Origin of the sequence: Burkholderia sp. BE17 (assembly GCF_009362305.1) — a bacterium.
In the GTDB taxonomy this organism is placed as follows: Bacteria; Pseudomonadota; Gammaproteobacteria; order Burkholderiales; family Burkholderiaceae; genus Burkholderia; species Burkholderia pyrrocinia_C.
On record NZ_WHNU01000003.1, the window covers coordinates 203,797 to 226,368 of the forward strand.

The window sequence follows — 22,572 nt, forward strand, 5'->3', positions numbered from 1 at the left end:
TAGTCGGCCGCGGCGGCCTTCTGATGGGCCGCAGTCTCGCCGTGGCGGCCGGCAGGTGCCGGCCGCCGATGCGCAACGCGTTTGCGTCGCGCGTGCTTTCGATCTCTAGCGTCCCCAGCGCAGCACGAGCGGGTCGAGCCGCCGCGCCGTATCGAGCAGCCCCGCACGCACCTGCGGATGCAGCTCGGGCCACGGCGCGCGCGGCCGGTCGCACGCAATCACGCCGCCTTCCAGCATCAGCGCCTTCGCGGTCAGGAAGCCCGACTGACGATTCTCGTAGTTGATCAGCGGCAGCCAGCGCGCGTACTGCTCGTACGCTTCATCGCGGCGCCCGGCGAAATACGCGTCGGTGATCCGGCGAATCCCGTCCGGATAACCGCCGCCCGTCATCGCGCCGGTCGCGCCGGCATCGAGATCGGCGAGCAGCGTGATGCCTTCCTCGCCGTCCCACGGCCCCTCGATCGCGTCGCCGCCGAGCGCGATCAGCTCGCGCAGCTTCGACGCGGCGCCGGCCGTCTCGATCTTGAAGTACGACACGGCATCGATCTCGCGCGCGAGCGTCGCGAGGAACGACGCGCTGAGCGCGACGCCGCTGGCCGGCGCGTCCTGGATCATCAGCGGAATGCGGAGCCCGTCGGCCGCCTCGGCGAAGAACGCGCGAACCTGCGCTTCGGGCACGCGGAACGTCGCGCCGTGGTACGGCGGCATCACCATCACCATCGCCGCGCCGAGCGCCTGTGCGTGCCGGTTGCGTTCCGCGCAGATCCGCGCGCTGAAGTGCGACGTCGTGACGATCACCGGCACGCGGCCCGCGACGTGCTCGAGCGTGGTGCGCGTGATCAGTTCGCGTTCGTCGTCGCCGAGCGCGAACTGCTCGGAGTAGTTCGCGTGGATGCAGAGGCCCTGCGAACCGGCATCGATCATGAAGTCGAGGCAGCGGCGCTGGCCGTCGAGATCGAGCGCGCCGTGCGCGTCGAAGATCGTCGGCGCGACCGGAAAGACGCCCTGGTAGCGTGCGTTCATGGCGGGCCTCACTCGACGATGTCGAACTGGTCGAGGAATTCGGTCTTCAGCGTGAGGCCGAGGCCCGGCACGTCGTCGCGCAGTTGCAGGAAGCCGTTTTCGGCTACCGGCTCGCCGTCGAAGATGTAATAGAACAGCTCGTTGCCGACCTCGACGTCGAACATCGGGAAGTATTCGCTCATCGGCGATGCGAGCGTGCTCATCGTCAGGTGATAGTTGTGCATCTGGCCCGCATGCGGAATCACCGGCACGCTGTACGCCTCGCACAGCGCGTTGATCTTGTGCGCCATCGTGATCCCGCCGACGCGGTTCGTGTCGTACTGGACGACCGACACGGCCTTGCGGTCGAGCAGCTGCTTGAAGCCGTACAGCGAGAACTCGTGCTCGCCGCCGGAGATCGGGATGCGCGTGAGCTGGTTCAGCTCCGCGTAGCCGTCGATGTCGTCGGCGATCACCGGTTCCTCGAGCCAGCGCGGCTGGTATTTCTCGAGCTTCGGCAGGATGCGCTTCGCGTACTCGAGATTCCAGCCCATGTAGCATTCGAGCATCAGGTCGTTGTCGTAGCCGATCACCTCGCGGATCGCCGCGACCGACTTCAGGTTCTCGACCACCCCCTGCTGCCCGTGCGCGGGGCCGTAGCCGAAGCGCATCTTGAACGCGCGGAAGCCTTCCTTCAGATACTGCTGCGCCTCGTCCTGCATCGCCTTCAGATCGGTGCGGTACAGCTTCGAGTAGTAGCAGGGGATCTTTTCCTTGGTGCGGCCGCCGAGCAGCTTGAACACCGGTTTGCCGACGCTCTTGCCGAGGATGTCCCAGATCGCGATGTCGACCGCCGAGATCGCCGCCATGCCGATGCCCTTGCGGCCCCACGCATGGGTGGCGCGATACATCCGCTGGTTCAGGTATTCGTAGTCCCACGGGTCCTGGCCGATCACGAGCGGCGCGAGGTACTGGTCGATGATGACCTTCGCGACGTGCGGCGCGAGCGCGACGTTGCCGAGGCCGACGATGCCGTCGTCGGTCTCGACTTCGACGACCGTCCACGAATGGAAGCGGAACGTGCTCATCGTTTCCTGCGGCGCGTACAGCAGATCCATCGCATTCGAGCAGAAGTTGCCCTGCGGCGGGACGGTCTTTCCTTTCCACTGGAATACGCGTGCGCGCACGGACCGGATTTTCATGGTGGTGTCTCCGAGAATCGATGTTGTCGTGTGTGAAAGGCGGGCGGCCGGCGTGGCCGTCACGCGGGAACAGCGGGGGTGCGGCGCGCGGCGCCCATCCGGCACGCGATCTGCAGCGCCTGCCAGGTGGCGCCGACATCGGCCGTGCCGCGGCCCGCGATGTCGTACGCGGTGCCGTGCGCGGGCGTCGTGATCGGCACGGGCAGCCCGCCCTGCACGGTCACGCCGCGCGAGAAGCCGAGCAGCTTGATCGCGATCTGCCCCTGGTCGTGGTACATCGTGACGATCGCCTGGTAGTCGCCGGCCTGCGCCTTCAGGAAGATCGTGTCCGCGGGGAACGGGCCGTGGAACGGCGTGTCGGTCGGCCAGCCGCGCGACTGCAGCTGGCGCACCGCGGGCTCGATGATGTCGACTTCCTCGCGGCCGCAACTGCCGCCGTCGCCGCCGTGCGGGTTGAACGCGGCGATCGCCACCTTCGGCGCGGCGACGCCGTTCGCGAGCAGCGACCGGTAGATCAGTTCGGATGCCTGTTCGATGCGCTCGATGCTCAGGCAGCCGGCTGCGTCCTTCAGCGGGATATGCGACGAGATGCGCGCGGTCCACAGTTCGCCGAGCGTGTTGAATTCGCAGAAATAGCCGGTCACGCCGAGCGCTTCGGCGAAGTGGTGTAGTTCGTCGTCGTGGCGGAGCCCGCCGAGCTTCATCGCGTACTTGTTCAGCGGAGCGAAGCAGATCGCGTCGATGTCGCCGGCGAGCGCGGCGTCGAGACACCGGTCGAGCACGATGAGCGTCGAGCGGCCGCCGTCCGCGCCGGCCTGGCCGACCGTGACCTGCGCGGCAGCGATCGTATCGACTTCGACGAACGCGGCGCGCGCGGTCGATGGCCGGTTGCGCACCGCGGCCAGCGAAGCGACGGGTTCGACATCGACCTGCACGCCGGCGACGCGCTGGCCGGCTTCCCACAGCCAGCGATCGCCGATCAGCACGAGATTCGCGTGAGCCGTGGCGTCGGGCCGCGCGAGCAGTTTCGCGATCAGTTCGGCGCCGATGCCGGCGGGGTCGCCGAGCGTCAGCGCGACGACGGGCAGGGGGGCGGCGGTCGAGGGGGTGTTCATGCTGCGTCTCCGGTGGCGGCGCGTGGCCGTTCGTGTATGGGGTTGATGCTAGGTAGACGGAATGAGTCGGTAAATTGAAAACTCTTGATGAATCGATAACCTGGAGTAATCAAAGATGGGCTCGATCGACAGACGAGACTCGACCCCGCAGTTGCTGAACCGGCTGCGCATGCGGCAGATCGCGCTGTTGCTCGCCGTGGACGAATGCCTGACGCTGCGCGCGGCGGCCGAGCAGATGGGCCTCACGCAGCCGGCCGCGACGAAGATGCTGGCCGAACTGGAGAGCGCGCTCGGCCAGCGGCTGTTCGATCGCATCGGGCGCGGGCTCGTGCTGAATCCGGCCGGCGAGCGCGTGCTCGGTTATTTCCGCGGAATCCGCGGCAGCATGGAGGCACTGAACCGCGAGCTCGGCGAACTGCAGCTCGGCAGCGCGGGGCGGCTGGCGATCGGCAGCATCATGGCGGCGTCGCCGGGGCGGCTCACCGAGGCGCTGGTGCAGCTGAAGGCGCGTTATCCGCTGCTCGCGATCGACATCGCGGTGGACACGAGCGACCGGCTGATGCCGCAGCTTCGCGAAGGCGTGCTCGAAGTGGTGATCGGCCGCAACGTCGGGGCCGATTGCGACTTTCGCGTGGTCGACGACGAGGCGCTCGCGATCATCGCGGGCCGCGACCATCCGCTCGCGGGCGCCGGGCCGGTCGGGTTCGACGCGCTGCTCGATTACACGTGGATCCTGCAGCCGGCGGGCAGCCCGGCGCGCGAGGTCGTCGAGCGCGAGTTCCATGCGCGTCACCAGCCGATGCCGCGCGGGCTGGTCGAAACGGGCTCGATCCTGACCACGATGAACCTCGTCGACCGTTCGACGATGCTCGGCGTGATTCCGCTGACGGTCGCGCAGCGCAACGCGGAGCACGGGCTCGTCGCGATCATCGACTACGCGCTCGATCAGAAGCTGCCGTCGTACGGCAGCATCGTGCGGCGCGACCGGCCGCTGAGCATCCCCGCGCAGCAGTTTCTCGCGCTGTTTCACCGGGAGGGTGGCGAGGAGGATGCTGCTTGACGGAGCGGTTCGCCGGCTGTGCCGATCATGCGTCGCGGAACGTGGCGATGCGTGATGGCGGTGCGGGCGGCACAGGTGAAGCCGTGGCGAGCCGGTTTAGTGCGCCGACGGCGCGACGGGTGCGTCAGCGAGCGTCGGCATCGATGCCGACAGCGTGCGGTCCGGGCGAATCCGCAGCGCGGCGACGATGCCGATCAGCAGCATCGCGACCGACCCGATGAACGGCACCGTCCAGCTGCCGGTGCGGTCGACGAGATAGCCGAACAGGATCGGCGACAGGATCCCCGCGATCGCGGAACCGGCGTTCATCATCCCGCTCGCGATGCCGGCGTGGGTCGGCGCGATGTCGCTCGGCACCGCCCAGATCGGCCCGATCGTCAGTTCGAGGCACAGGAACGACCCCGACAGGCACAGCGCGATGCCGGCCGTCGAGTGCACGAATGCGAGCGGCAGCAGGCAGACGAGCGCGCCGGCGAAGCTCGCGACGATCACGCTCTGGCGCGACAGCGCGAGGTTGCCGGTCTTCCGGTAGATCCGGTCGCAGAGCCAGCCGCCGAGCGTGTCGCCGACCACGCCCGCGAAGAACACGCCGGACGCGAACAGCGCGGTCGATTTCAGGTTCAGGCCCTGGCCGTTCAGGAAGAACGTCGGCAGCCACGTGAAGAACAGCCACGCCGTCCAGCCGTAGCAGAAGTAGACGAAGATCGTCGGCGCCATCCGGCGCAACAGCGGCCCCCACGGCGTCGGGCCGGACGGTGGCGCGGGCCGGGCGGCGGCGCGTGCGTGGCCGTCGTCGTCGCCGAGCGGATGCTCGCGGAAGCCGACGACCCACCATACGAGCCACACCAGCGTCACCGCGCCGATCACGAAGAACGCGGCGCGCCACGACAGCCACGTCATCAGCGCGGCGACGATCGGCGGCGTGACCGCGTTGCCGAGCCGCGAGAACGAATGCGTGAAGCCTTGCACGACGCCGCGCCGCTCGCGCGGGAACCAGTGCGTGATCGCGCGGGCCTGGGCGGGCAGCGTCGCGCCTTCGCCGATGCCGAGCAGCAGGCGCGCGGCGAACAGGAGCGTGAGACTGTGCACGAGCCCCGTCGCGAAGGTCGACACGACCCAGATCAGCCCGCAGCCGATCAGCGTGATGCGGGCGCCGAACTGGTCGGCGATCCAGCCGCCGCCGATCTGGCAGATGGCGTACGAATATGCGAACGCGGAGAATGCAATGCCGAGTTCGGTGTTCGACAGGCCGAGCTCGGCCTTGATCGCGCCGGCCGCGGTCGCGAGGTTGACGCGGTCGACGTAGAGGATGAACGAAAGCGCGCACAGCAGCCACAGTGTGTGGCGCCGTTGACGGTGGTCGTTAGGCATGTGTCTCGCTCCATGGTCGTGCGCGGCGTTACGATGACGCCGCGTTCACTGGCCGGGCCAGCATCGCGCGCCGGAGGAGGCACCGTCTAATGAATCTTTTGGATCAGCTGATAACCTGGGGTGTATAAGGCTGGGGTAGATCGAACAGACGGCGTTAGACCGTGTGACTCAGTTCGGCCACTTTGAGACTCCGATACGTTGCATGAAAAGGGCCGCTTAACCCCTCAGAGCGGACGCGCCCCGAAGGTCGCACTGAAACACGCGTTGGCCTGACACTAGACGGCGGTCGCAGTCTCGACGGCGAGACCGGCGGCCTTCCACTCGGGGAATCCATCCTCGAGACGCACGGCATGGAAGCCTTTTGCCCGCAGTGTGGCGACTGCCTCGAAGGCCAGTACGCAGTACGGCCCGCGACAGTATGCGACGATCTCGGTGTCAATCGGCAACTCGCTGAGGCGACGCTCCAGTTCGGCCAGCGGGATATTGCAGGCACCGGGCAGATGACCCTCGACAAACTCATCCTGTGGCCGCACGTCCAGTACCGTGACCAGGTCATCGGCGAGACGCCGCGCCAACTCCTCTCGTGACACGGCGTCCAACGAATCTCGCGAATAGAAGTAGCTATTCAGTGTTTGGTTGACTTCCGCGTCGTTTCGCTCGGCGATCAGGCCAAGGTATTTCATCAGACCGACAACCTCGCGATCGCCAGCAAGGCGATACACGATGTTCTTGCCTCGTCTCTCCGTGTCCACCAAGCGCACTCGCCGAAGGATTTGCAGATGGCGCGAGGTATTCGCGAAGCTCATGCCCGACAATGCAGTTAGATCCTCGACGGATCGCTCGCGCTGCGCGAGGTGCTCCAATAATTCAAGCCGGTACGGATGGCCAAACGCCTGCGCTATTTCTGCTAGGCGCTCAAAGATCGCTTGCTTCGGTCCCACGCTTGACACTCCACGCTCATTGGTCAATCATTCACGATAACAATTGAATGTTATCACCCTCACACATGAGGAGCAATCCGATGATCGTACGGCAATTCCTCCATTCCGATCCCGTTGGGATTTCGTACCTCCTGGGCTGCGGCGGCAAGGCGACGGGCGCTGTGATCGATCCCATGGCCGAGCCCGGCGTCTATCTTCAGGCGGCTGAGGCCACAGGGATGAAAATCAGCTACGTGATCGACACACATGTTCATGCTGACCATGTGTCTACCGGTCGAGCGCTTGCCGACGCGGCGGGCGCCGATTACGTGCTTTCGGCAAAGGCCGATATAGCTGTGCCCTTCAAAGGCGTTGAAGACGACGACGAGATCCAACTCGGCAACGTGGCTCTCAATGTGCTCCACACACCCGGCCATACGCCCGAGCATATCTGCCTGCTTGTGACCGACCGCACGCGCGCCGATGAGCCGTGGCTGATCGTGACCGGCCACACGCTCATGATTGGGGACCTCGGCCGAACCGAATTGGCCGTGAGCGCCGAAGCGGGCGCGAAAGACCTATTCCGCAGCGTGCAGAGGCTCAGGGTGCTTCCTGACTATCTGGAGGTTTTGCCCGGCGCCTACGCCGGCTCGGCTTGTGGGCGCAGCCTTAGCGCGAACCCCGCCTCAACGCTGGGCTTTGAGAAGCGGTACAACCGCGCGTTCCGTATCGAGAGTGAGGAGGAATTCGTCCGCTTCATGCTCAACGATGTACCGCCCGCACCGCCCGAAGCAGTCCGCCTGCGCGCGGTCAATGCGGGCCGCAGCGCCATTGGAGCATAGCGTGCCGGGAAATGCGGCCGTTACGCCTGCCAGGTCCCCGATCCGGCTGGGGCTTAAGGAAAACTGGCGACAGTTCTCTTTGCTCGTGCTGATCAATGCCTTTGTCGGAGGCATGGTCGGCATCGAGCGGACGGTCGTACCGCTGATCGGGGCGAAAGAATTCCATATTGAATCGACGACGCTGATTACGTCGTTCATCGTCAGCTTTGGGGTCGTCAAGGCACTCGCCAACCTCGTTTCTGGACAGTTAGCCGATACGTGGGGCCGTAAGCGTGTGTTAGTCGCCGGATGGCTGCTCGCGCTGCCAGTTCCATTCATGATCATCGCCGCTCCGCGCTGGGAGTGGGTGGTTGCAGCTAACGTCCTGCTTGGCGCCAGTCAGGGCTTTGCATGGTCCATGACCGTGATCATGAAGGTGGACTTGGTCGGCCCGAAAGGGCGAGGGCTGGCGGTGGGACTTAACGAGTTTGCGGGCTATTTCGCGGTCGGCCTGACCGCGTTTCTCACGGGCTATCTGGCGAGCAGGCACGGCCTTCGGCCGACACCGATCTACCTGGGAATCTTCTACGCGGCAGCTGGCCTGATCCTGTCGGTCCTCGTCGTGCGCGATACACGCGATCATGTTCGGCTGGAGGCGGCTGGCAAGCCGAAGGAGGCGTCATCACTCTCGTTTCGCGACGTGTTCCTGCTGACCTCCATCAAGGACCGCAGCCTGTTCGCAGCGTCGCAGGCCGGGCTGATCAATAACCTCAACGACGGCATGAGCTGGGGCATTTTCCCGCTGTTTTTCACGGGGCTTGGGCTCGGTGTCGAACGCATCGGGGTACTCAAGGCCGTTTATCCGATCGTGTGGGGAGTCTGTCAGGTTGTCACCGGTCCGTTGAGCGACAGGTGGGGCCGCAAGGGCCTTATCGTCGCTGGCATGTGGGTCCAGGCGGCCGGTCTCTTTCTGACTGCGCTCACTAGGCAGTTCGGGTGGTGGCTGTTTGCAAGCGTGCTGCTCGGACTTGGTACGGCAATGGTCTACCCAGCCCTGATCGCATCTGTGTCGGATGCTTCGGAGCCGCGCTGGCGGGCTCGATCACTGAGCGTGTATCGGTTCTGGCGAGACCTCGGATATGCGATCGGCGCGCTTTCGGCGGGTCTCATCGCCGACCGCTTCGGCTTTGCCGATGCCATCCTGGCGATCGCCGTGGTCACGTTCATTTCGGGCGTTGTCGTCGCCATTGCCATGCAAGAACGTCGTTGAGGAATTCAGCGGTTGGGGCGAGCACGCTGATCGCTGATACGCATGGGGCAGACAAAAATGAGGGGGCAACGGGAGCGATGGATGGCCGCTCCCAATTGCGTTTGAGTCATTCGTATTGGTCGATCGAGTGGCTGGTCAGGGTCGAACACGCCCCTTGATGACTTGACGCCCAAGCAGTCTCAAACCCGATCCGACGCTGCCAGAGAGATCAGATCCCGACTTACACACACCTGAGGCATTCGGTTTCGTCGCGGCCTGCAGGCCGCGCGCCACGCGTCCTCCACGGACGAAAGGCATCGGGCCGACGCCGCGTGCAAGCGGGTTTCGCCGCCCGCGCGGCTGCCTGATTCCCCTTCACGTTTACGCCGTGCATACAAGCCACGGCGACGGCTTCGGAACGCGCGTGCGCCTGGCACGCGCCGCCACACTCAGATGCGATCCAGCAGCACCAGTATCACGACAATGACGACGATCAGCCCGACGGTCCCTGATGGCCAATAGCCCCAGCTTCGGCTGTGCGGCCATGAAGGAAATGCACCGATGAGCAACAGAATCAGTATGACGATAAGGATCGTACCGAGCATCGCACCCCTCCGGAACCAGGTTCGACATGACGGCGTGTGCTGTCGCAATTCATGTGCCGCCACGCGGGGCGGCCGGCGAACCCGCATTGTCCGGGCACACGAAATTCATGCAATGAATATTCGTCGATTCAGGAAATAAATTTCAAAAATGCACCCACGCTCGCTATGCTGAATCCTTCTGATCTGGCGGGCATGCGATGGCTGAACTCTTTCTGGTACGGCACGGGCAGGCGTCGTTCGGCACCGACGACTACGACCGGCTTTCCGCGGCCGGCGAGCAGCAGGGCGTCTGGCTCGGCGAATACTTCGCGCGGCAGGGCCTGGCGTTCGACCGCGTGATCTGCGGCACGCTGCACCGCCATGCGCAGACGGTCGACGCGATCCTGCGCGGGATGGGCCGCGAAGGCGTGCCGTACGACCGTCATCCGGGCCTGAACGAATACGACTTCCACGGGCTGTTCGCGGCGGCCGCCGGCGACTATCCGGAGATCGCGCGGCTCGCGGCCGGATCGATGAAGGAATATTTCCGTGCGCTCCGGCAGGTGTTGCAGCTGTGGTCCGAGAACCAGCTCGGCGATGCGGCCCCCGAGACCTGGGCGCAGTTCCAGCAGCGCGTCGCCGATGCGCGCGCCGCGATCCGCCACGGCGGTGGCCAGCGCGTGCTCGCGGTGAGCTCCGGCGGCCCGATCGCGGTCACCGTGCAGCAGGTGCTCGCGGCGCCGCCGTCGAGCGCGATCGCGCTGAACCTGCAGATCCGCAACAGCAGTCTTTCGCAGTTTTTCTTCAACGCCGATGCGTTCCACCTCGCGTCGTTCAACGGCATCCCGCATCTGGAGGACCCCGAACGACACGCGCTGCGAACCTACGGCTGACCCACGAACGATCGCGACGATGACGAACCCTTCCCAGCAACTCGACACAGCCCGCCTCACGCGCTATCTGGAAGCGCACGTGCCGGGCTTCGAAGGCCCGGTCGACACGGAGAAATTTGCCGGCGGCCAGTCGAATCCGACTTTCCTGCTGCACGCGAAGAGCGGCCGCTACGTGCTGCGCCGCCAGCCGCCGGGCGAACTGCTGAAATCCGCGCATGCGGTCGACCGAGAATTCCGCGTGCTGACCGCGCTGTCGGGCACCGCGGTGCCGGTCGCGCGTCCGTATCACCTGTGCGTCGACCGCGACGTGATCGGCAGCATGTTCTACGTGATGAGCTTCGAGGACGGCCGGATCTTCTGGGATCCCGCGCTGCCGGAACTGCCGAAGGCCGATCGCGCGGCGTGCTACGACGCGCTGCTGCAGACGATGGCCGCGTTGCACGACATCGATGTCGACGCGGTGGGCCTCGCCGACTACGGCCGCCCCGGCAACTACTTCGAGCGCCAGATCGGCGTGTGGACGAAGCAGTATCGCGCGGCCGAAACCGGGCGCCTCGACGCGATGGAGACGCTGATCGACTGGTTGCCGAAGGCGTGCCCCGAGGACACGGGCCGGCCGGCGCTGGTGCACGGCGATTTCCGGATCGACAACCTGATGTTCGCGCGCGACAGCTATCGCGTGCAGGCCGTGCTCGACTGGGAACTGTCGACGCTCGGCAACCCGCTCGCCGATCTCGCGTATTTCTGCATGTGCCTGCGGCTGCCGTCCGGCGGGCAGGTGCGCGGGATCGCGGGCCTGGATCGCGCCGAACTCGGCGTACCGGACGAAGCGGCGATCGTCGCGCGCTATTGCGAATTGCGCGGGATCGAGCCGATCCGCGACTGGCATTTCTACCTCGCATTCAGTTTCTTCCGCCTCGCGGCGATCGCGCAGGGCGTGAAGGCGCGCGCGCTGCAGGGCAACGCGTCGAGCGAGCAAGCGCTGCGTGTCGGCGAAATGGCCGGCCGGCTCGCCGAACTGGCCGTGAGCGTGATCGACGCGCATCGCTGAAATCGCTGACATCGCCGGTATCGCAGAGCGGCGACACGACAAACCATCAATGGAGGAGCACAACGACATGGCAACGAATCTGTTCGACCTGACCGGCAAGATCGCGCTGGTGACGGGCGCGAGCCGCGGCATCGGCGAGGAAATCGCGAAGCTGCTTGCGGAGCAGGGCGCACACGTGATCGTGTCGAGCCGCAAGCTCGACGATTGCCAGGCCGTGGCCGACGCGATCGTCGCGGCAGGCGGCCGCGCCGAGGCGCTGGCCTGCCACGTCGGGCGGCTGGAAGATATCGCGGCGACGTTCGAGCATATCCGCGGCAAGCACGGGCGGCTCGACATCCTCGTGAACAACGCGGCCGCGAACCCGTATTTCGGGCACATCCTCGATACCGATCTCGCGGCCTACGAGAAGACCGTCGACGTGAACATCCGCGGCTACTTCTTCATGTCGGTCGAGGCCGGCAAGCTGATGAAGACGCACGGCGGCGGCGCGATCGTCAACACGGCGTCGGTGAACGCGCTGCAGCCGGGCGACCGCCAGGGCATCTACTCGATTACGAAGGCGGCCGTCGTCAACATGACGAAGGCGTTTGCGAAGGAATGCGGGCCGCTCAGCATCCGCGTGAACGCGCTGCTGCCGGGGCTGACGAAGACCAAGTTCGCGGGCGCGCTGTTCGCCGACAAGGACATCTACGAGAACTGGATGGCGAAGATTCCGCTGCGCCGCCACGCGGAGCCGCGCGAGATGGCCGGCACCGTGCTGTATCTCGTGTCGGATGCGGCGAGCTACACGAACGGCGAATGCATCGTCGTCGACGGCGGCCTGACGATCTGAGCGCGCGATGAAAATCGACAGCTACGCCGGACAGGCCGTGATGATCACCGGCGCCGCAAGCGGCTTCGGCGCGTTGCTCGCGAGAGAACTGGCCGCGATGGGCGCGCGGCTGGCACTCGGCGACCTGAACGGCGACGCGCTCGAACGCGTCGCCGCGCCGCTGCGCGCGGCCGGCGCCGACGTGATCGCGCAGCGCTGCGACGTGCGTGTCGAAGCGGACGTCGCGGCGCTGGTGCACGCAGCCGCCGCGCGCTTCGGGCGGCTCGACGTCGGCATCAACAACGCGGGCATCGCACCGCCGATGAAGGCGCTGATCGACACCGACGAAGCCGATCTCGACCTGAGCTTCGCGGTGAACGCGAAGGGCGTGTTCTTCGGGATGAAGCACCAGATCCGCCAGATGCTCGCGCAGCGCGAAGGCGTGATCCTGAACGTCGCGTCGATGGCCGGGCTCGGCGGCGCGCCGAAGCTGGCCGCATACGCGGCGTCGAAGCATGCGGTGGTCGGGCTCACGAAGACGGCCGCGCTCGAATACGCGCGGCACGGCATTCGCGTGAACGCGGTGTGCCCGTTCTATAGCACGACGCCGATGGTCACCGACAGCGAGATCGGCGACCGCCAGGATTTTCTCGCGCAGGGCTCGCCGATGAAGCGGCTCGGCCGGCCCGCTGAAATCGTCGCGACGATGCTGATGCTGTGCGCGAAGGAAAACACTTACGTGACCGGGCAGGCCGTCGCCGTCGACGGCGGTGTCTCGGCCTTCTGACCGAACCGAACACGGAATCTCGAGGAGTCGATCATGGACTTTGGCTACACCCCGAAAGTGGAAGAACTGCGCGAGCGCGTGCGTGCGTTCATGGACGCGCACATCGTGCCGCGCATTCGCCAGTGGAACGAGGAAGTGCAGGCGGGCCGGTATCCCGTGTCGTTCATGGAGGAGCTGAAGGAACGCGCGAAGGCGGAAGGGCTGTGGAACCTGTTCCTGCCGCACCTGAAGGGCGACGAGCCCGGCACGGGCCTGACGAACCTCGAATACGCACCGCTCGCCGAGATCATGGGGCGCGTGAGCTGGGCGTCTGAGGTGTTCAACTGCAACGCGCCGGACACGGGCAACATGGAGCTGCTGCACATGTTCGCGACGCCCGAGCAGCGCGAGCAGTGGCTGCTGCCGCTGCTGCGCGGCGAGATCCGCTCGGCGTTCGCGATGACGGAGCCCGACGTGGCGTCGTCGGATGCGACGAACATCACGACGCGCATCGAGCGCGCGGGCGACGAGTACGTGATCAACGGCCGCAAGTGGTTCATCACGAACGCCGCGCATCCGAACTGCAAGATCTTCATCGTGATGGGCAAGACCGATCCCGACGCCGAGTCGCACCAGCAGCAGAGCATGATCCTCGTGCCGCGCGACACGCCGGGCGTGACGATCGTGCGCAACATCACGGTGGTCAATCACCATGCACCGGAAGGGCACTGCGAGATCACGTTCGACAACGTGCGCGTGCCGGCGCGCAACCTGCTCGGCGACGAAGGCAGCGGCTTCGCGCTCGCGCAGGCACGCCTCGGGCCGGGCCGCATCCATCACTGCATGCGTTCGATCGGCGCGGCCGAGCTCGCGCTGGAGCTGATGGTCGACCGCGCGCAGTCGCGCGTCGCGTTCGGCAAGCCGCTGAACCGGCACGGCACGGTCGGCGAATGGATCGCGCGCTCGCGCATCGAGATCGACCAGGCGCGCCTGCTGGTGCTGAAGGCCGCGTGGATGATCGACAAGGTCGGCGCAAAGGCCGCGCGCAAGGAAATCTCGATGATCAAGGCGCTGGTGCCGACCGTGTACACGGACGTCTGCGACCGCGCGATGCAGGTGTTCGGCGCGGCGGGGTTGAGCCCCGATACGCCGCTTGCCGACCTGTGGACCTGGGGCCGCGCGCTGCGCTTCGCCGACGGCCCGGACGAGGTGCACCTGCAGGCGATCGCGCGGATGGAGATCAAGGACGGCGAGCCCGGCTCGACCGCGCCTTACCTGACGCCTCCGCCGCGCGGTTGAGCGGCGCACCGGGATGCGCAACGCGCCCGGTGCCGCTCGCGGGGCCGGCGTGGACGAACGAATGGCGCACGCCTTAAGATGCCGGCAAGGAGATTCGGCGATGCGCCTTTCGAAGATTGATCTGAACCTGTTCGTCGTATTCGAGGCGATCTACAACAAGCGCAACCTGACGCGAGCGGCCGAGGTGCTGAACCTCACGCAGCCGGCCGTCAGCAACGCGCTGGCACGGCTGCGCAAGACGCTGAACGATCCGCTGTTCGTCAGCACGCCGGCCGGGATGATGCCGACGCCGATGGCCGAGAACATCGTCGGCCGCGTGCGCGAGGCGCTGCAGCTGCTCGATTCGAGCGCGCACGAAGGCGACGTGTTCGATCCCGCTTCGTCGGCGCGCGTGTTCCGGCTCAGCATGAGCGACCTGACCGAAGCGCTGCTGCTGCCGGCGCTCGGCGAACTGCTGCAAACGCATGCGCCCGGCATGCACGTGCGCAGCTATACGATGGACCGCCGCGAAGTGGCCACCGCGCTCGCGAACGGCTCGGTCGACATCGCGATCGACGCGCCGCTGATCGGCGATCCGCATCTGCACCAGGCGCTGCTCGTGCGCGACCGCTACGCGTGCATGATCCGCGACGACCACCCGTTCAAGGGCGACACGCTGACCATGGACGACTACCTGTCGATGGGGCACATCCACGTGTCGAGCCGCCGCAAGGGCAGCGGGCACGTCGACGCGGAACTGACGCGACTCGGGCTGCGCCGCAACATCCAGATGCGCGTGCAGCACTACATGGTCGCGCCGCTGATCGCGATGCGCGGCGATCTCGCGCTGACGGCGCCGCTGCGGCTGCTGCAGCGCTATCCGGCGCGCATCCTCGAACTGCCGTTCGAGATGCCGGGCCTCGATTACTTCTGCTACTGGCATCGCAGCGCCGATCAGGACCAGGGCAGCCAGTGGCTGCGCGAGCAGTTGATGACGCTGATGGGCGGGATGGGCGAGCCGCGGTGACGCTCGACGTTGCTCGTGTGGATCGACGGCGTGTTCAACCTGACCGGCGAAGCGGGGCCGATCTCCGGCCACCACGTGTAAATCGGTTCGCGTGAACGGGTGACGGCGGCGCGGCGTGCCGCCGTTGCGTCAGGCCGGATACGCGCTCGACGTTCCGCGGGCAGGGCGCGTGCGCGCTTAAAACGGATCGTCGTCGAAGCGGGAGGATGCCTGCCGGCGCTTCATGTCTTTCAGCCAGTCCCTGACCTTTTCCGGATCGTCGAACTCGCGCAACGCCATGGTCAGGTCGTGGTTGCTGCGCTGCATGCCGGCAATGTCGCGCGTGAGCATGCGCATCACGGTATCGGGTGCCACCTTGACCGACGACGCGATTCCGTACGTCCGCCGGAAACCGGTCTCGACGTGCTGGATCTCCTGATCCAGCTCGCGGAGCTGTTCCTCCAGGATGCCGTTGTAGCGCGTCAGCCGATCTTCACCGAGGCCGTCGATCGCGCGCCGGTCGATCTGCTCGATCTCCAGTTGCAGTTCCAGCAGTTGCAGGAGTTTGCCCTTCGCATAAGCGTGGTTGACCCGCTGCATCAGCACGGTCTTGCGTTGCTGCTCCCGCGGATCGGTTTCGCGATCGGGGTGCAGCGCGCTCGCGAGCTTGCGATAGACCTCGCGGATCGACTTGCTCGATTCGGCCTGCTCGGCTTCGCGTTTGGCCGCCGCGGCCGATTGCCGGGGTGCTTTCTTGCGCTTCGCGCGCTGTGCCTCGCGGGCCTCGTGGTCGGCCATGTCGCGCTTGAACTGCTCGTCCAGTTCGGCTTGCATGCGCTCGGCAAGTTCGTCGGGAGACAGCGTGTCGAGATCGTCCGCCGGTTCAGCGGCGGGTGTCGGCTCCGATGCCTGCTTCGTCGGTGCGCGATCGGTCGCTGCGCGGTCGTCGTCGCCGGATGCGGCGTGCCGGTTGTAGATGACTTTCAACTGCGCGTCGTCGCTGACGTCGAGCAGGTTGCGCGCCATATCGGCGATCAGCGCGGACAGCGTGCGCTGCTCGGCCTTGCTCAAACCCTTCTGCAGGAACGCGTCGTCGAGCAGATTGAGCAATCTGATCCGCAACGCCGTCGACGCTTGTTCGAGCGGCAACAGCCCGTCGACGAATTTTTTCTGGAAGACCGGCATGACGGCTTCCCACGCACCGAGACGTTCGCGCCGTTTTTCGATTTGCTCGACGAGCGTATTGAACGTCTTCTGGGCTTTCGACAGGCTGGCTGTCTCGTGGCTGGGCGCGATGACGACCGCGGCTCCGCGACGTGCGGTCATGATTGATGTCCTCCGGCCGCGGCGGGAGGCGCAGCAGGCCGGTATTTTAGCCGGACGGGCGCTCCTCCGGCTTCCGGTTCCGTGCGCGCGTCGTATCGGGTGCCTGGCCGTCCGGGTGACAGCGAGCAACGCCATGCGCCATGGAGGTCTCGGTCGCGGGCGGCCCGGAAGGGCCTGCTCCCCGGAAACGACCGGCAGCGCGTTATTGCCTTACCGGCGCAACCGCCGGCGCGCCCGAATCCGTGCCCGGTGCGCCGTTCGCCCCGTAGGCGGCTTCCGCGCTCTTGCGTTCGGCGAGGCGCTTGGCGGCCAGGCGTTCCTGCGCGGCGACGATGTCGCCCGGATAGTTGTCGCCGTCGCCGGCGATCGGCTCGTAGCCGACCGATTCGAGGTCGAGCAGTTCCTGGCGTACTTGCGCGCGCGTGAGCGTCGAGTGCGACGACTGCGCGTACGACGCGGCCGGTGCGGCGAGAAGGGCGGTGGCGGTAGCGGCGACAGCGGCGATGGTGACGATGATGGATTTCACGGTTTCCTCAGACGATTTCGTTGCGGTTCGGCATCAATTCGCTTGGCTGAACCGACGAGACAAGTTTAGGAACCCGGACCGGCCGGATAAATGGCGATTCCTGACCAACTGTGTTCCTGAATGAGTCAGAGTGAGCGATGCGTGCGCAACACGACGAAGATCGACGTCACGCGGAGGAGCGGTTGCGGTGGCGTGCGCAGCGCCGTTGCGTCAGTCGCCGAACAACTGCCCCTGCCCGGAAATCACGCGTTCGAAATCGTCGCGCAGGAACGGCAGGATCGCATCGGCGACGGGCTGCAACTGGCGGCTCAGGTAGAACGCGTAGTCGATCGGCGAGCGCATCGTCTCGAGCGGCTCGGGGCCGGCCGTCGTCATCACGTAGCTGATCCAGCCGCCGCGCTGGTACTGCATCGGCCGGCCTTGCGCCTGGTTGAACTCGTCGGCGATCCGCGCCGCGCGCACATGCGGCGGCACGTTGCGCTCGTACTCGCGCAGCGGCCGGCGTACGCGCTTGCGGTAAACGAGCTGGTCGTCGAATTCGCCGGCGAGCGTGCGTTGCACGTAATCGCGAATGAAATCCTGGTACGGCTCGCGCCTGAACACGCGGCGGTACAGCTCGCGCTGGAACTGCTGCGCGAGCGGCGTCCAGTCGGTGCGCACCGTTTCGAGCCCCTTGAAGACGAGGTCCTCGCCTCCGTCGGCCGTCGCCGCCAGGCCCGCGTAGCGCTTCTTGCTGCCTTCTTCCGCACCGCGCACGGTCGGCATCAGGAACCGGCGGTAATGCCGCTCGTACTGAAGCTCCAGCGCGCTTTCGAGGCCGAAGCGGTCGCGCAGGTGCGCGTGCCACCAGCGGTTCACGTGCTCGACGAGCGCGCGGCCCTTGGCGCCGGCTTCGTCGTCGTCGTGCGCGCGACCGAGCCACACGAACGTCGAATCGGTATCGCCGTAGATTACTTCGTAACCCTGAGCTTCGATCAGCTCGCGCGTGCGGTGCATGATCTCGTGGCCGCGCATCGTGATCGACGACGCGAGGCGCGGGTCGAAGAAGCGGCAGCCCGTCGAGCCGAGCACGCCGTAGAACGAATTCATGATGATCTTCAGCGCCTGCGACAGCGGCGCGTTGCGCTGGCGCTTCGCGTCGTCGCGGCCTTCCCATACGCGGCGCACGATATCGGGCAGGCAGTGCGCGTTGCGCGAGAAGCGCGCGCCGAGAAAACCGGGCACCGATGCGTCGTCGCCGGGGTTCGCGAGCCCTTCGATCAGCCCGACGGGATCGATCAGGAACGTGCGGATGATCGACGGATAGAGGCTCTTGTAGTCGAACACGAGCACCGAGTCGTACAGCCCGGGGCGCGAATCCATCACGAAGCCGCCGGGGCTGTTTTGTCCCGTCACGTCACCGAGGTTCGGCGCGACATAGCCGAGCCGGTGCATGCGCGGCAGGTACAGGTGCGTGAACGCCGCGACCGAGCCGCCGGTGCGATCGGCGGCGAGCCCGGTGACGCTCGCGCGTTCGAGCGCGAAGGACAGCAGGTCGGCCTTGTCGAAGATGCGCGTGACGAGCTCGCAGTCCTTCAGGTTGTAGCGCGCGAGTGCGGGCTTGTCGTGATCGAAGCGGCGCTGGATCTCGTCCATCCGCTGGTACGGATTGTCGATCGACTTGCCTTCGCCGAGCAGCGCCTGCGACACGTATTCGAGGCTGAACGACGGGAACGTCCACGTCGCGGATTTCAGCATGTCGATGCCGTCGAGGATCAGCCGGCCGGCCGCACCCGCGAAGAAGTGGTCGGGTTGCTGGCCGTGCGCGCGCCAGTCGAGCACGCTGCCGTCGCGCCCGAGCTTCAGCGGCACGCCGTATTGCTCCGCGTGCGTGTGCAGGATGCGCAGGTCGAACTGCACGAGGTTCCAGCCGATCACCGCATCGGGATCGTGTTCGTCGAACCAGTCGTTCAGCCGCGCGAGCATCGCGGGCCGGCTGTCGCAGTAGTCGAGGCGGAAGTCGATGGCGCTCGTGTCGGCATCGCCGTTCGGCGGGCCGAGCATGTAGACCTGCCGTTGTCCGCAGCCTTCGAGCGCGATCGAATACAGCTCGCCGTGCACGCTGGTTTCGATGTCGAGCGACACGCAGCGCAGCGCCGGGCGGTAGCCGGTCGCGGGTTTCAGTTCGCCGCCGGTCAGTGTGCCGTCGCGGCCGGGCAGGCCGCGAAACTGCACGCACGCCGTGATGAAGCGTTCCATCGCGTAGCGGTCGGGCGGCTGCACGTCGGCTTCGTAGACGTCGACGCCGGCCGCCGCGAGGCGCTTCTGGAGCCCGGACAGGTGGCGATAGCGCTTGCAATAAAGGCCGACGACCGGGCGCCGGCTGAAATCGCGCAGCGCGAGCGGGCGCAGTTCCGCATCGCGCTCGCCGGCCAGCGCGCGTTCTGCGAGCGCCTGCTGTTCGGCCGGAATGAATGCGACGGCTTCCTGCGGGCGCAACCGGACGCGGCGCGGACCGTGCCCGGTTGCCAGCCAGAACTCGATCTCGATACCGGTCGCGGTGTCCCGCCAGTGGCGGGTGAGGATGAAACCCTGCTCGAACGCAGTCAAAACGCTTGCTCGTCGTGGATGCCCAGGCGGCGGATTTTAGCGCTTGAATCGCGGTCGTGCCGACGGGCGAGCGTGGCAACAGGTGGCAGGAAGCCGTCGGGCGATGCGCGATCTTGTGCGTGTCGACTCGCGTCCCGGTTTATCAAAGCGGTTGATGGCAGGCGTGCAACGGAAAGAAGGAGACTACTCGCGATGCAACGTTTCGAGCACGGCCGATGACGGCCGCCGGCAAGCGCCATCGCTCTTCGACTGCAGCGCGGGCATCATGCCGACGACAAAGTCGATGAACGCTCTAACCTTGGCCGGAACGTGATTTCTACTGGGATAGTAGACATAAAGAGGGAACGTCTCGTCGCGCCAGTCCGTCAGAATCGGCTCCAGCGTGCCTGCACGCAGGTGCGCGTCGATTCCGAGGTCGATCAGCTGAGCGATCCCGAAGCCTGCAAGGCAGGCGCCAATTTTGGTTCCCGCATCCGTGACGGTCAGATTCCCGTTTACCGCCACTTTCACTTTCTCGTTGTCGCGCCAGAACTCCCAGTCGAAGGGCCGACCGGTAGCCGGATCGATGGCCAGGATGCATTCGTGGCCATCATCGACCAGATCGTGCGGCGACCTCGGCCGGCCGCGGTGCTCCAGGTAGGAGGGCGCGGCCACAGTCAGCACCCGCGGACTGTATAGCCTGCGACAGACCAAAGTGGAAACGGATGGCATCCCGAATCGTATGGCGAGATCGAATCCGTCGCTGACCAGGTCCGAGAGGTCGTTCCTGGTCTCCAGCTTCAGGTGAAGCGCGGGGTGGTCCTTCATGAACTGGGCCAGCTCCGGCGCCAGCACGAGGCGGGCGAATACGGCATCGCACGCCACACGGAGCGTTCCGCTGACAACCGAGGTCCGGTCGGAAGCGCCGGCGGTCGCCTCTTCGATTCCCTGGAGCAACGGCAGCACCTTTGATAACAGCTCATGGCCAGCGTCCGTCACTTCGACGTGCCGGCTGGTGCGATGCACGAGCTTCGCGTGCAGGCGGTCCTCCAGTCGCTGAATAGCGCGACTTACCGCGGGCTGGGTCTTGCCCAGACGAGATGCGGCACGGCCAAAGCTCCCGGATTCGGCAACGGCCGCAAGGACAAGCAAGCCGCTTACAAGTCCTCCGTCGAGGTCTTCCATGATCCATGTGTTCCTGTAATGGCAGCGATAACCGGGCCGCCGTAGCCGAGGCGAGGACGATCGCTCACTATACGAGCCGTTCACTATCGAGGAAAGCCAATCATGACCCAGACCCAAGCCGTCGTCGCCTTGATCGAGGATTACTTCAATTTGGCTTATGAGCCGGAGAGCCGTGACTTCAACAAGGTCTTTCACCCGAGCTGCCTGATTCAGTGGCTGGATGAAGGCCGGCTGCGCACCCTGTCATCGTCGGAGTATGCGGCGCTCATCAACGGGAGGCCGAGTCCCCGATCAACCGGCGCACCAAGAGACGAGGCGATTCTCTCCATGGAGAACATTTCGGACAGCCTTTCAACGGCCACGGTGCGGGTGCGGATCGGAAACAGACTGTTCAACGATCACTTCGCCATACACAAGGTGGAAGGCAGTTGGCTGATTGCAAACAAGGCGTCTGCCATCGTGAGTACGTTCGACTGAAGCGCAGCGCTGCAGATGCGACAGAGTCCGCGCAAACACCAACGAACAAAACCCCGGGAAACTCGTCGAATTCCCGGGGTTTTCATGCCATCGAACATTGATCGACTCGACGCGGGCGCCTGAAAGGCAGGCTCGAACCGTTCCCGTCAAACATGTCCCTCATGTTCGATCGGCGCGCCATGCCCCGCCCGCGCCGCAACGATAATCGGCGCCCCTGACCCCCGCGCCGCCCGCCGCGCCCACATCGCCGTCAGAATCGGCACGAGAATCGCCGTGACGAGGCAAGCAGTCGCGACGATCGCGGTCGCGGCCGGCACCATCGGTTTGAACTTCGGAATCATCTCGCCGATGATCGCCGGGTTCGCGACCGCGGCGCCGGCCGTCGACGACGCGGCGAGCCCGGCCGTGCCGTTGCCGCCGCCGACGAATTTGTCGGCGAGGATCAGCGGCACACCCGTCACGACGATCACCGCGAGCCCGAGCGCGATGCCCGGCAGCCCGCTTTTCGCGATCACGTTGAGATCGATGCCGTTGCCGAGCGCGAAGCCGAAGAACGGAATCAGCGGATGCACGCAGCGCCCGAACAGCTCGCGCAGGTCGGCATCGAGGTTGCCGAGCGTGAAGCCGATCAGGAACGGCAGCACCGCGCCGACGAACAGCCGCGTCTCGAACACCGCGACGCCGGCCGCGCCGAGAATCAGCATGCTGACGAGCGGCCCCGATTCGATCGACATCAGCACGAACGCGCCGGCCTCCTCCTTGCTGCCGTACTGCTGCATCACGGCCGCATAGAGGCCGCCGTTGGTCATGTCCATCGACGTCGTGATCGCGAGCAGCGACAGGCCCGCGAACAGGCCCGTCCGGATGCCGTCGTCGGGGATGAACCGCGCGGCGATCAGCGTCGCGAGCCACGCGACCACGATCTTGGTCGCGAGCAGCGTGCCCGATTTGCGCAGCACGACGCCCGTCGCGCGCAGGTTGATCGTCGCGCCCATGCAGAAGAACCACACGGCGAGGATCGGCACCGTGCCCGCGATCAGGCCGTTGGTAAACGAGCCGAAATACTTCCCGGCGTTCGGTGCGAACGTGTGCACGCACGCGCCGAGCAGCATCGGGACCAGCATGAGCCCGCCGGGAATGCGGTCGATGGCCTGTTTCAGCTTCACGTCTCCTCCGTGGACGTCGATGCGTCCTGTTGTCGAATGATGTCTGCCGACTGACTATAGGACATGATTCGGAACGTCGGTCCGTTTTTATGATTTTGTCGGGTAGTCGTATACCCGTAACTTCATAAATTGCTGATAAAAAAGGGATTAACTTCCAAAAGGAGCGATGCAAAAAATTCGGTCCATCGTTCCGAA

The 22,572-nt window shown here is 65.8% G+C and carries 21 protein-coding genes; 10 read left to right on the forward strand and 11 right to left on the reverse strand.

The annotated features are described in order from the left end of the window. Positions 1 to 105: 105 nt before the first annotated feature. Genes GD429_RS04935 through GD429_RS04945 form a run of 3 tightly spaced genes read right to left on the reverse strand, consistent with a single transcriptional unit; the run spans position 106 to position 3,319 of the window. The gene (locus GD429_RS04935; RefSeq protein ID WP_152855922.1) at positions 106 to 1,023 is read right to left on the reverse strand and encodes a dihydrodipicolinate synthase family protein; all 918 of its coding nucleotides are present in this window, start codon (positions 1,021 to 1,023) and stop codon (positions 106 to 108) included. A gap of 8 nt (positions 1,024 to 1,031) precedes the next feature. Further along, positions 1,032 to 2,204: an L-rhamnonate dehydratase gene (locus GD429_RS04940; RefSeq protein ID WP_152855923.1), complete on the reverse strand. Its 1,173-nt coding sequence runs from the start codon at positions 2,202 to 2,204 to the stop codon at positions 1,032 to 1,034. 59 nt (positions 2,205 to 2,263) lie between these two features. Next, entirely contained in the window at positions 2,264 to 3,319 is a 1,056-nt protein-coding gene (locus GD429_RS04945) for a 4-hydroxythreonine-4-phosphate dehydrogenase PdxA (RefSeq protein WP_152855924.1), read from the reverse strand. 115 nt (positions 3,320 to 3,434) lie between these two features. On the opposite strand from GD429_RS04945, the gene GD429_RS04950 reads away from it, so the two are divergent. Next, positions 3,435 to 4,379 carry a LysR family transcriptional regulator gene (locus tag GD429_RS04950; RefSeq protein WP_152855925.1) on the forward strand — a complete coding sequence of 315 codons (945 nt, stop codon included), beginning with the start codon at positions 3,435 to 3,437 and terminating at the stop codon, positions 4,377 to 4,379. A gap of 96 nt (positions 4,380 to 4,475) precedes the next feature. Here GD429_RS04950 and GD429_RS04955 read toward each other — a convergent pair whose 3' ends face one another. Both GD429_RS04955 and GD429_RS04960 read right to left on the reverse strand, forming a co-directional pair. Next, positions 4,476 to 5,750, reverse strand: coding sequence for an MFS transporter (locus GD429_RS04955; protein ID WP_152855926.1), 1,275 nt, complete (start codon positions 5,748 to 5,750; stop codon positions 4,476 to 4,478). A gap of 275 nt (positions 5,751 to 6,025) precedes the next feature. After that, a complete protein-coding gene (locus tag GD429_RS04960) occupies positions 6,026 to 6,700 on the reverse strand; it encodes a metalloregulator ArsR/SmtB family transcription factor (protein WP_321574410.1) in 675 nt (224 codons plus the stop codon). Between the two features lie 71 nt (positions 6,701 to 6,771). On the opposite strand from GD429_RS04960, the gene GD429_RS04965 reads away from it, so the two are divergent. Next, positions 6,772 to 7,512: an MBL fold metallo-hydrolase gene (locus GD429_RS04965; RefSeq protein ID WP_152855928.1), complete on the forward strand. Its 741-nt coding sequence runs from the start codon at positions 6,772 to 6,774 to the stop codon at positions 7,510 to 7,512. 79 nt (positions 7,513 to 7,591) lie between these two features. Then, on the forward strand, positions 7,592 to 8,761 hold the full coding sequence (locus GD429_RS04970) for an MFS transporter (protein WP_227791538.1): 1,170 nt from the start codon (positions 7,592 to 7,594) through the stop codon (positions 8,759 to 8,761). A 428-nt stretch (positions 8,762 to 9,189) separates the two neighbouring features. Here the strand turns inward: GD429_RS04970 and GD429_RS04975 are convergent, their stop codons facing one another. Further along, positions 9,190 to 9,345 carry a DUF3309 family protein gene (locus GD429_RS04975; RefSeq protein ID WP_105391802.1) on the reverse strand — a complete coding sequence of 52 codons (156 nt, stop codon included), beginning with the start codon at positions 9,343 to 9,345 and terminating at the stop codon, positions 9,190 to 9,192. A gap of 197 nt (positions 9,346 to 9,542) precedes the next feature. Between GD429_RS04975 and GD429_RS04980 the strand changes: the two genes are divergently transcribed. The 6 genes from GD429_RS04980 to GD429_RS05005 all read left to right on the forward strand — a co-directional run bounded on the left by GD429_RS04980 (position 9,543) and on the right by GD429_RS05005 (position 15,150). Continuing rightward, complete coding sequence (locus tag GD429_RS04980; protein WP_152855930.1) at positions 9,543 to 10,217, forward strand: histidine phosphatase family protein; 675 nt, start codon at positions 9,543 to 9,545, stop codon at positions 10,215 to 10,217. A 19-nt stretch (positions 10,218 to 10,236) separates the two neighbouring features. Further along, positions 10,237 to 11,268: a phosphotransferase gene (locus tag GD429_RS04985; RefSeq protein WP_152855931.1), complete on the forward strand. Its 1,032-nt coding sequence runs from the start codon at positions 10,237 to 10,239 to the stop codon at positions 11,266 to 11,268. A 67-nt stretch (positions 11,269 to 11,335) separates the two neighbouring features. After that, on the forward strand, positions 11,336 to 12,100 hold the full coding sequence (locus tag GD429_RS04990) for an SDR family oxidoreductase (protein ID WP_152855932.1): 765 nt from the start codon (positions 11,336 to 11,338) through the stop codon (positions 12,098 to 12,100). A gap of 7 nt (positions 12,101 to 12,107) precedes the next feature. Beyond that, entirely contained in the window at positions 12,108 to 12,866 is a 759-nt protein-coding gene (locus GD429_RS04995; protein ID WP_152855933.1) for an SDR family NAD(P)-dependent oxidoreductase, read from the forward strand. Positions 12,867 to 12,899: 33 nt separating this feature from the next. Then, entirely contained in the window at positions 12,900 to 14,144 is a 1,245-nt protein-coding gene (locus GD429_RS05000; protein ID WP_152855934.1) for an acyl-CoA dehydrogenase family protein, read from the forward strand. Positions 14,145 to 14,244: 100 nt separating this feature from the next. Next, positions 14,245 to 15,150: a LysR family transcriptional regulator gene (locus GD429_RS05005; RefSeq protein ID WP_152855935.1), complete on the forward strand. Its 906-nt coding sequence runs from the start codon at positions 14,245 to 14,247 to the stop codon at positions 15,148 to 15,150. Positions 15,151 to 15,327: 177 nt separating this feature from the next. On the opposite strand, the gene GD429_RS05010 is transcribed toward GD429_RS05005, so the two are convergent. The 4 genes from GD429_RS05010 to GD429_RS05025 form a co-directional block, all read right to left on the reverse strand. Beyond that, entirely contained in the window at positions 15,328 to 16,455 is a 1,128-nt protein-coding gene (locus GD429_RS05010) for a J domain-containing protein (protein ID WP_152856005.1), read from the reverse strand. 202 nt (positions 16,456 to 16,657) lie between these two features. Continuing rightward, on the reverse strand, positions 16,658 to 16,981 hold the full coding sequence (locus GD429_RS05015) for a DUF4148 domain-containing protein (RefSeq protein WP_321574412.1): 324 nt from the start codon (positions 16,979 to 16,981) through the stop codon (positions 16,658 to 16,660). Positions 16,982 to 17,191: 210 nt separating this feature from the next. Further along, the gene (locus GD429_RS05020) at positions 17,192 to 19,570 is read right to left on the reverse strand and encodes a DNA polymerase II (protein ID WP_152855936.1); all 2,379 of its coding nucleotides are present in this window, start codon (positions 19,568 to 19,570) and stop codon (positions 17,192 to 17,194) included. A gap of 183 nt (positions 19,571 to 19,753) precedes the next feature. Then, on the reverse strand, positions 19,754 to 20,734 hold the full coding sequence (locus tag GD429_RS05025; protein WP_152855937.1) for a LysR family transcriptional regulator: 981 nt from the start codon (positions 20,732 to 20,734) through the stop codon (positions 19,754 to 19,756). A gap of 102 nt (positions 20,735 to 20,836) precedes the next feature. Here GD429_RS05025 and GD429_RS05030 point away from each other — a divergent pair, with 102 nt between their 5' ends. After that, positions 20,837 to 21,211, forward strand: coding sequence for a nuclear transport factor 2 family protein (locus GD429_RS05030; RefSeq protein WP_152855938.1), 375 nt, complete (start codon positions 20,837 to 20,839; stop codon positions 21,209 to 21,211). Between the two features lie 146 nt (positions 21,212 to 21,357). Here GD429_RS05030 and kdgT read toward each other — a convergent pair whose 3' ends face one another. Then, entirely contained in the window at positions 21,358 to 22,377 is a 1,020-nt protein-coding gene (kdgT, locus tag GD429_RS05035; RefSeq protein ID WP_258284838.1) for a 2-keto-3-deoxygluconate transporter, read from the reverse strand. Between the last annotated feature and the right edge of the window lie 195 nt (positions 22,378 to 22,572).

Coding starts and splice junctions, on each gene's coding strand:
- GD429_RS05025 (WP_152855937.1), bottom strand. CDS start 20,734: ATGGAAGACCTCGACGGAGGACTTGTAAGCGGCTTGCTTGTCCTTGCG.
- GD429_RS04940 (WP_152855923.1), bottom strand. CDS start 2,204: ATGAAAATCCGGTCCGTGCGCGCACGCGTATTCCAGTGGAAAGGAAAG.
- GD429_RS04990 (WP_152855932.1), top strand. CDS start 11,336: ATGGCAACGAATCTGTTCGACCTGACCGGCAAGATCGCGCTGGTGACG.
- GD429_RS04995 (WP_152855933.1), top strand. CDS start 12,108: ATGAAAATCGACAGCTACGCCGGACAGGCCGTGATGATCACCGGCGCC.
- GD429_RS04985 (WP_152855931.1), top strand. CDS start 10,237: ATGACGAACCCTTCCCAGCAACTCGACACAGCCCGCCTCACGCGCTAT.
- GD429_RS04935 (WP_152855922.1), bottom strand. CDS start 1,023: ATGAACGCACGCTACCAGGGCGTCTTTCCGGTCGCGCCGACGATCTTC.
- GD429_RS05005 (WP_152855935.1), top strand. CDS start 14,245: ATGCGCCTTTCGAAGATTGATCTGAACCTGTTCGTCGTATTCGAGGCG.
- GD429_RS04955 (WP_152855926.1), bottom strand. CDS start 5,750: ATGCCTAACGACCACCGTCAACGGCGCCACACACTGTGGCTGCTGTGC.
- GD429_RS05010 (WP_152856005.1), bottom strand. CDS start 16,455: ATGACCGCACGTCGCGGAGCCGCGGTCGTCATCGCGCCCAGCCACGAG.
- GD429_RS05030 (WP_152855938.1), top strand. CDS start 20,837: ATGACCCAGACCCAAGCCGTCGTCGCCTTGATCGAGGATTACTTCAAT.
- GD429_RS04945 (WP_152855924.1), bottom strand. CDS start 3,319: ATGAACACCCCCTCGACCGCCGCCCCCCTGCCCGTCGTCGCGCTGACG.
- GD429_RS04975 (WP_105391802.1), bottom strand. CDS start 9,345: ATGCTCGGTACGATCCTTATCGTCATACTGATTCTGTTGCTCATCGGT.
- GD429_RS04965 (WP_152855928.1), top strand. CDS start 6,772: ATGATCGTACGGCAATTCCTCCATTCCGATCCCGTTGGGATTTCGTAC.
- GD429_RS05000 (WP_152855934.1), top strand. CDS start 12,900: ATGGACTTTGGCTACACCCCGAAAGTGGAAGAACTGCGCGAGCGCGTG.
- GD429_RS04950 (WP_152855925.1), top strand. CDS start 3,435: ATGGGCTCGATCGACAGACGAGACTCGACCCCGCAGTTGCTGAACCGG.
- GD429_RS04980 (WP_152855930.1), top strand. CDS start 9,543: ATGGCTGAACTCTTTCTGGTACGGCACGGGCAGGCGTCGTTCGGCACC.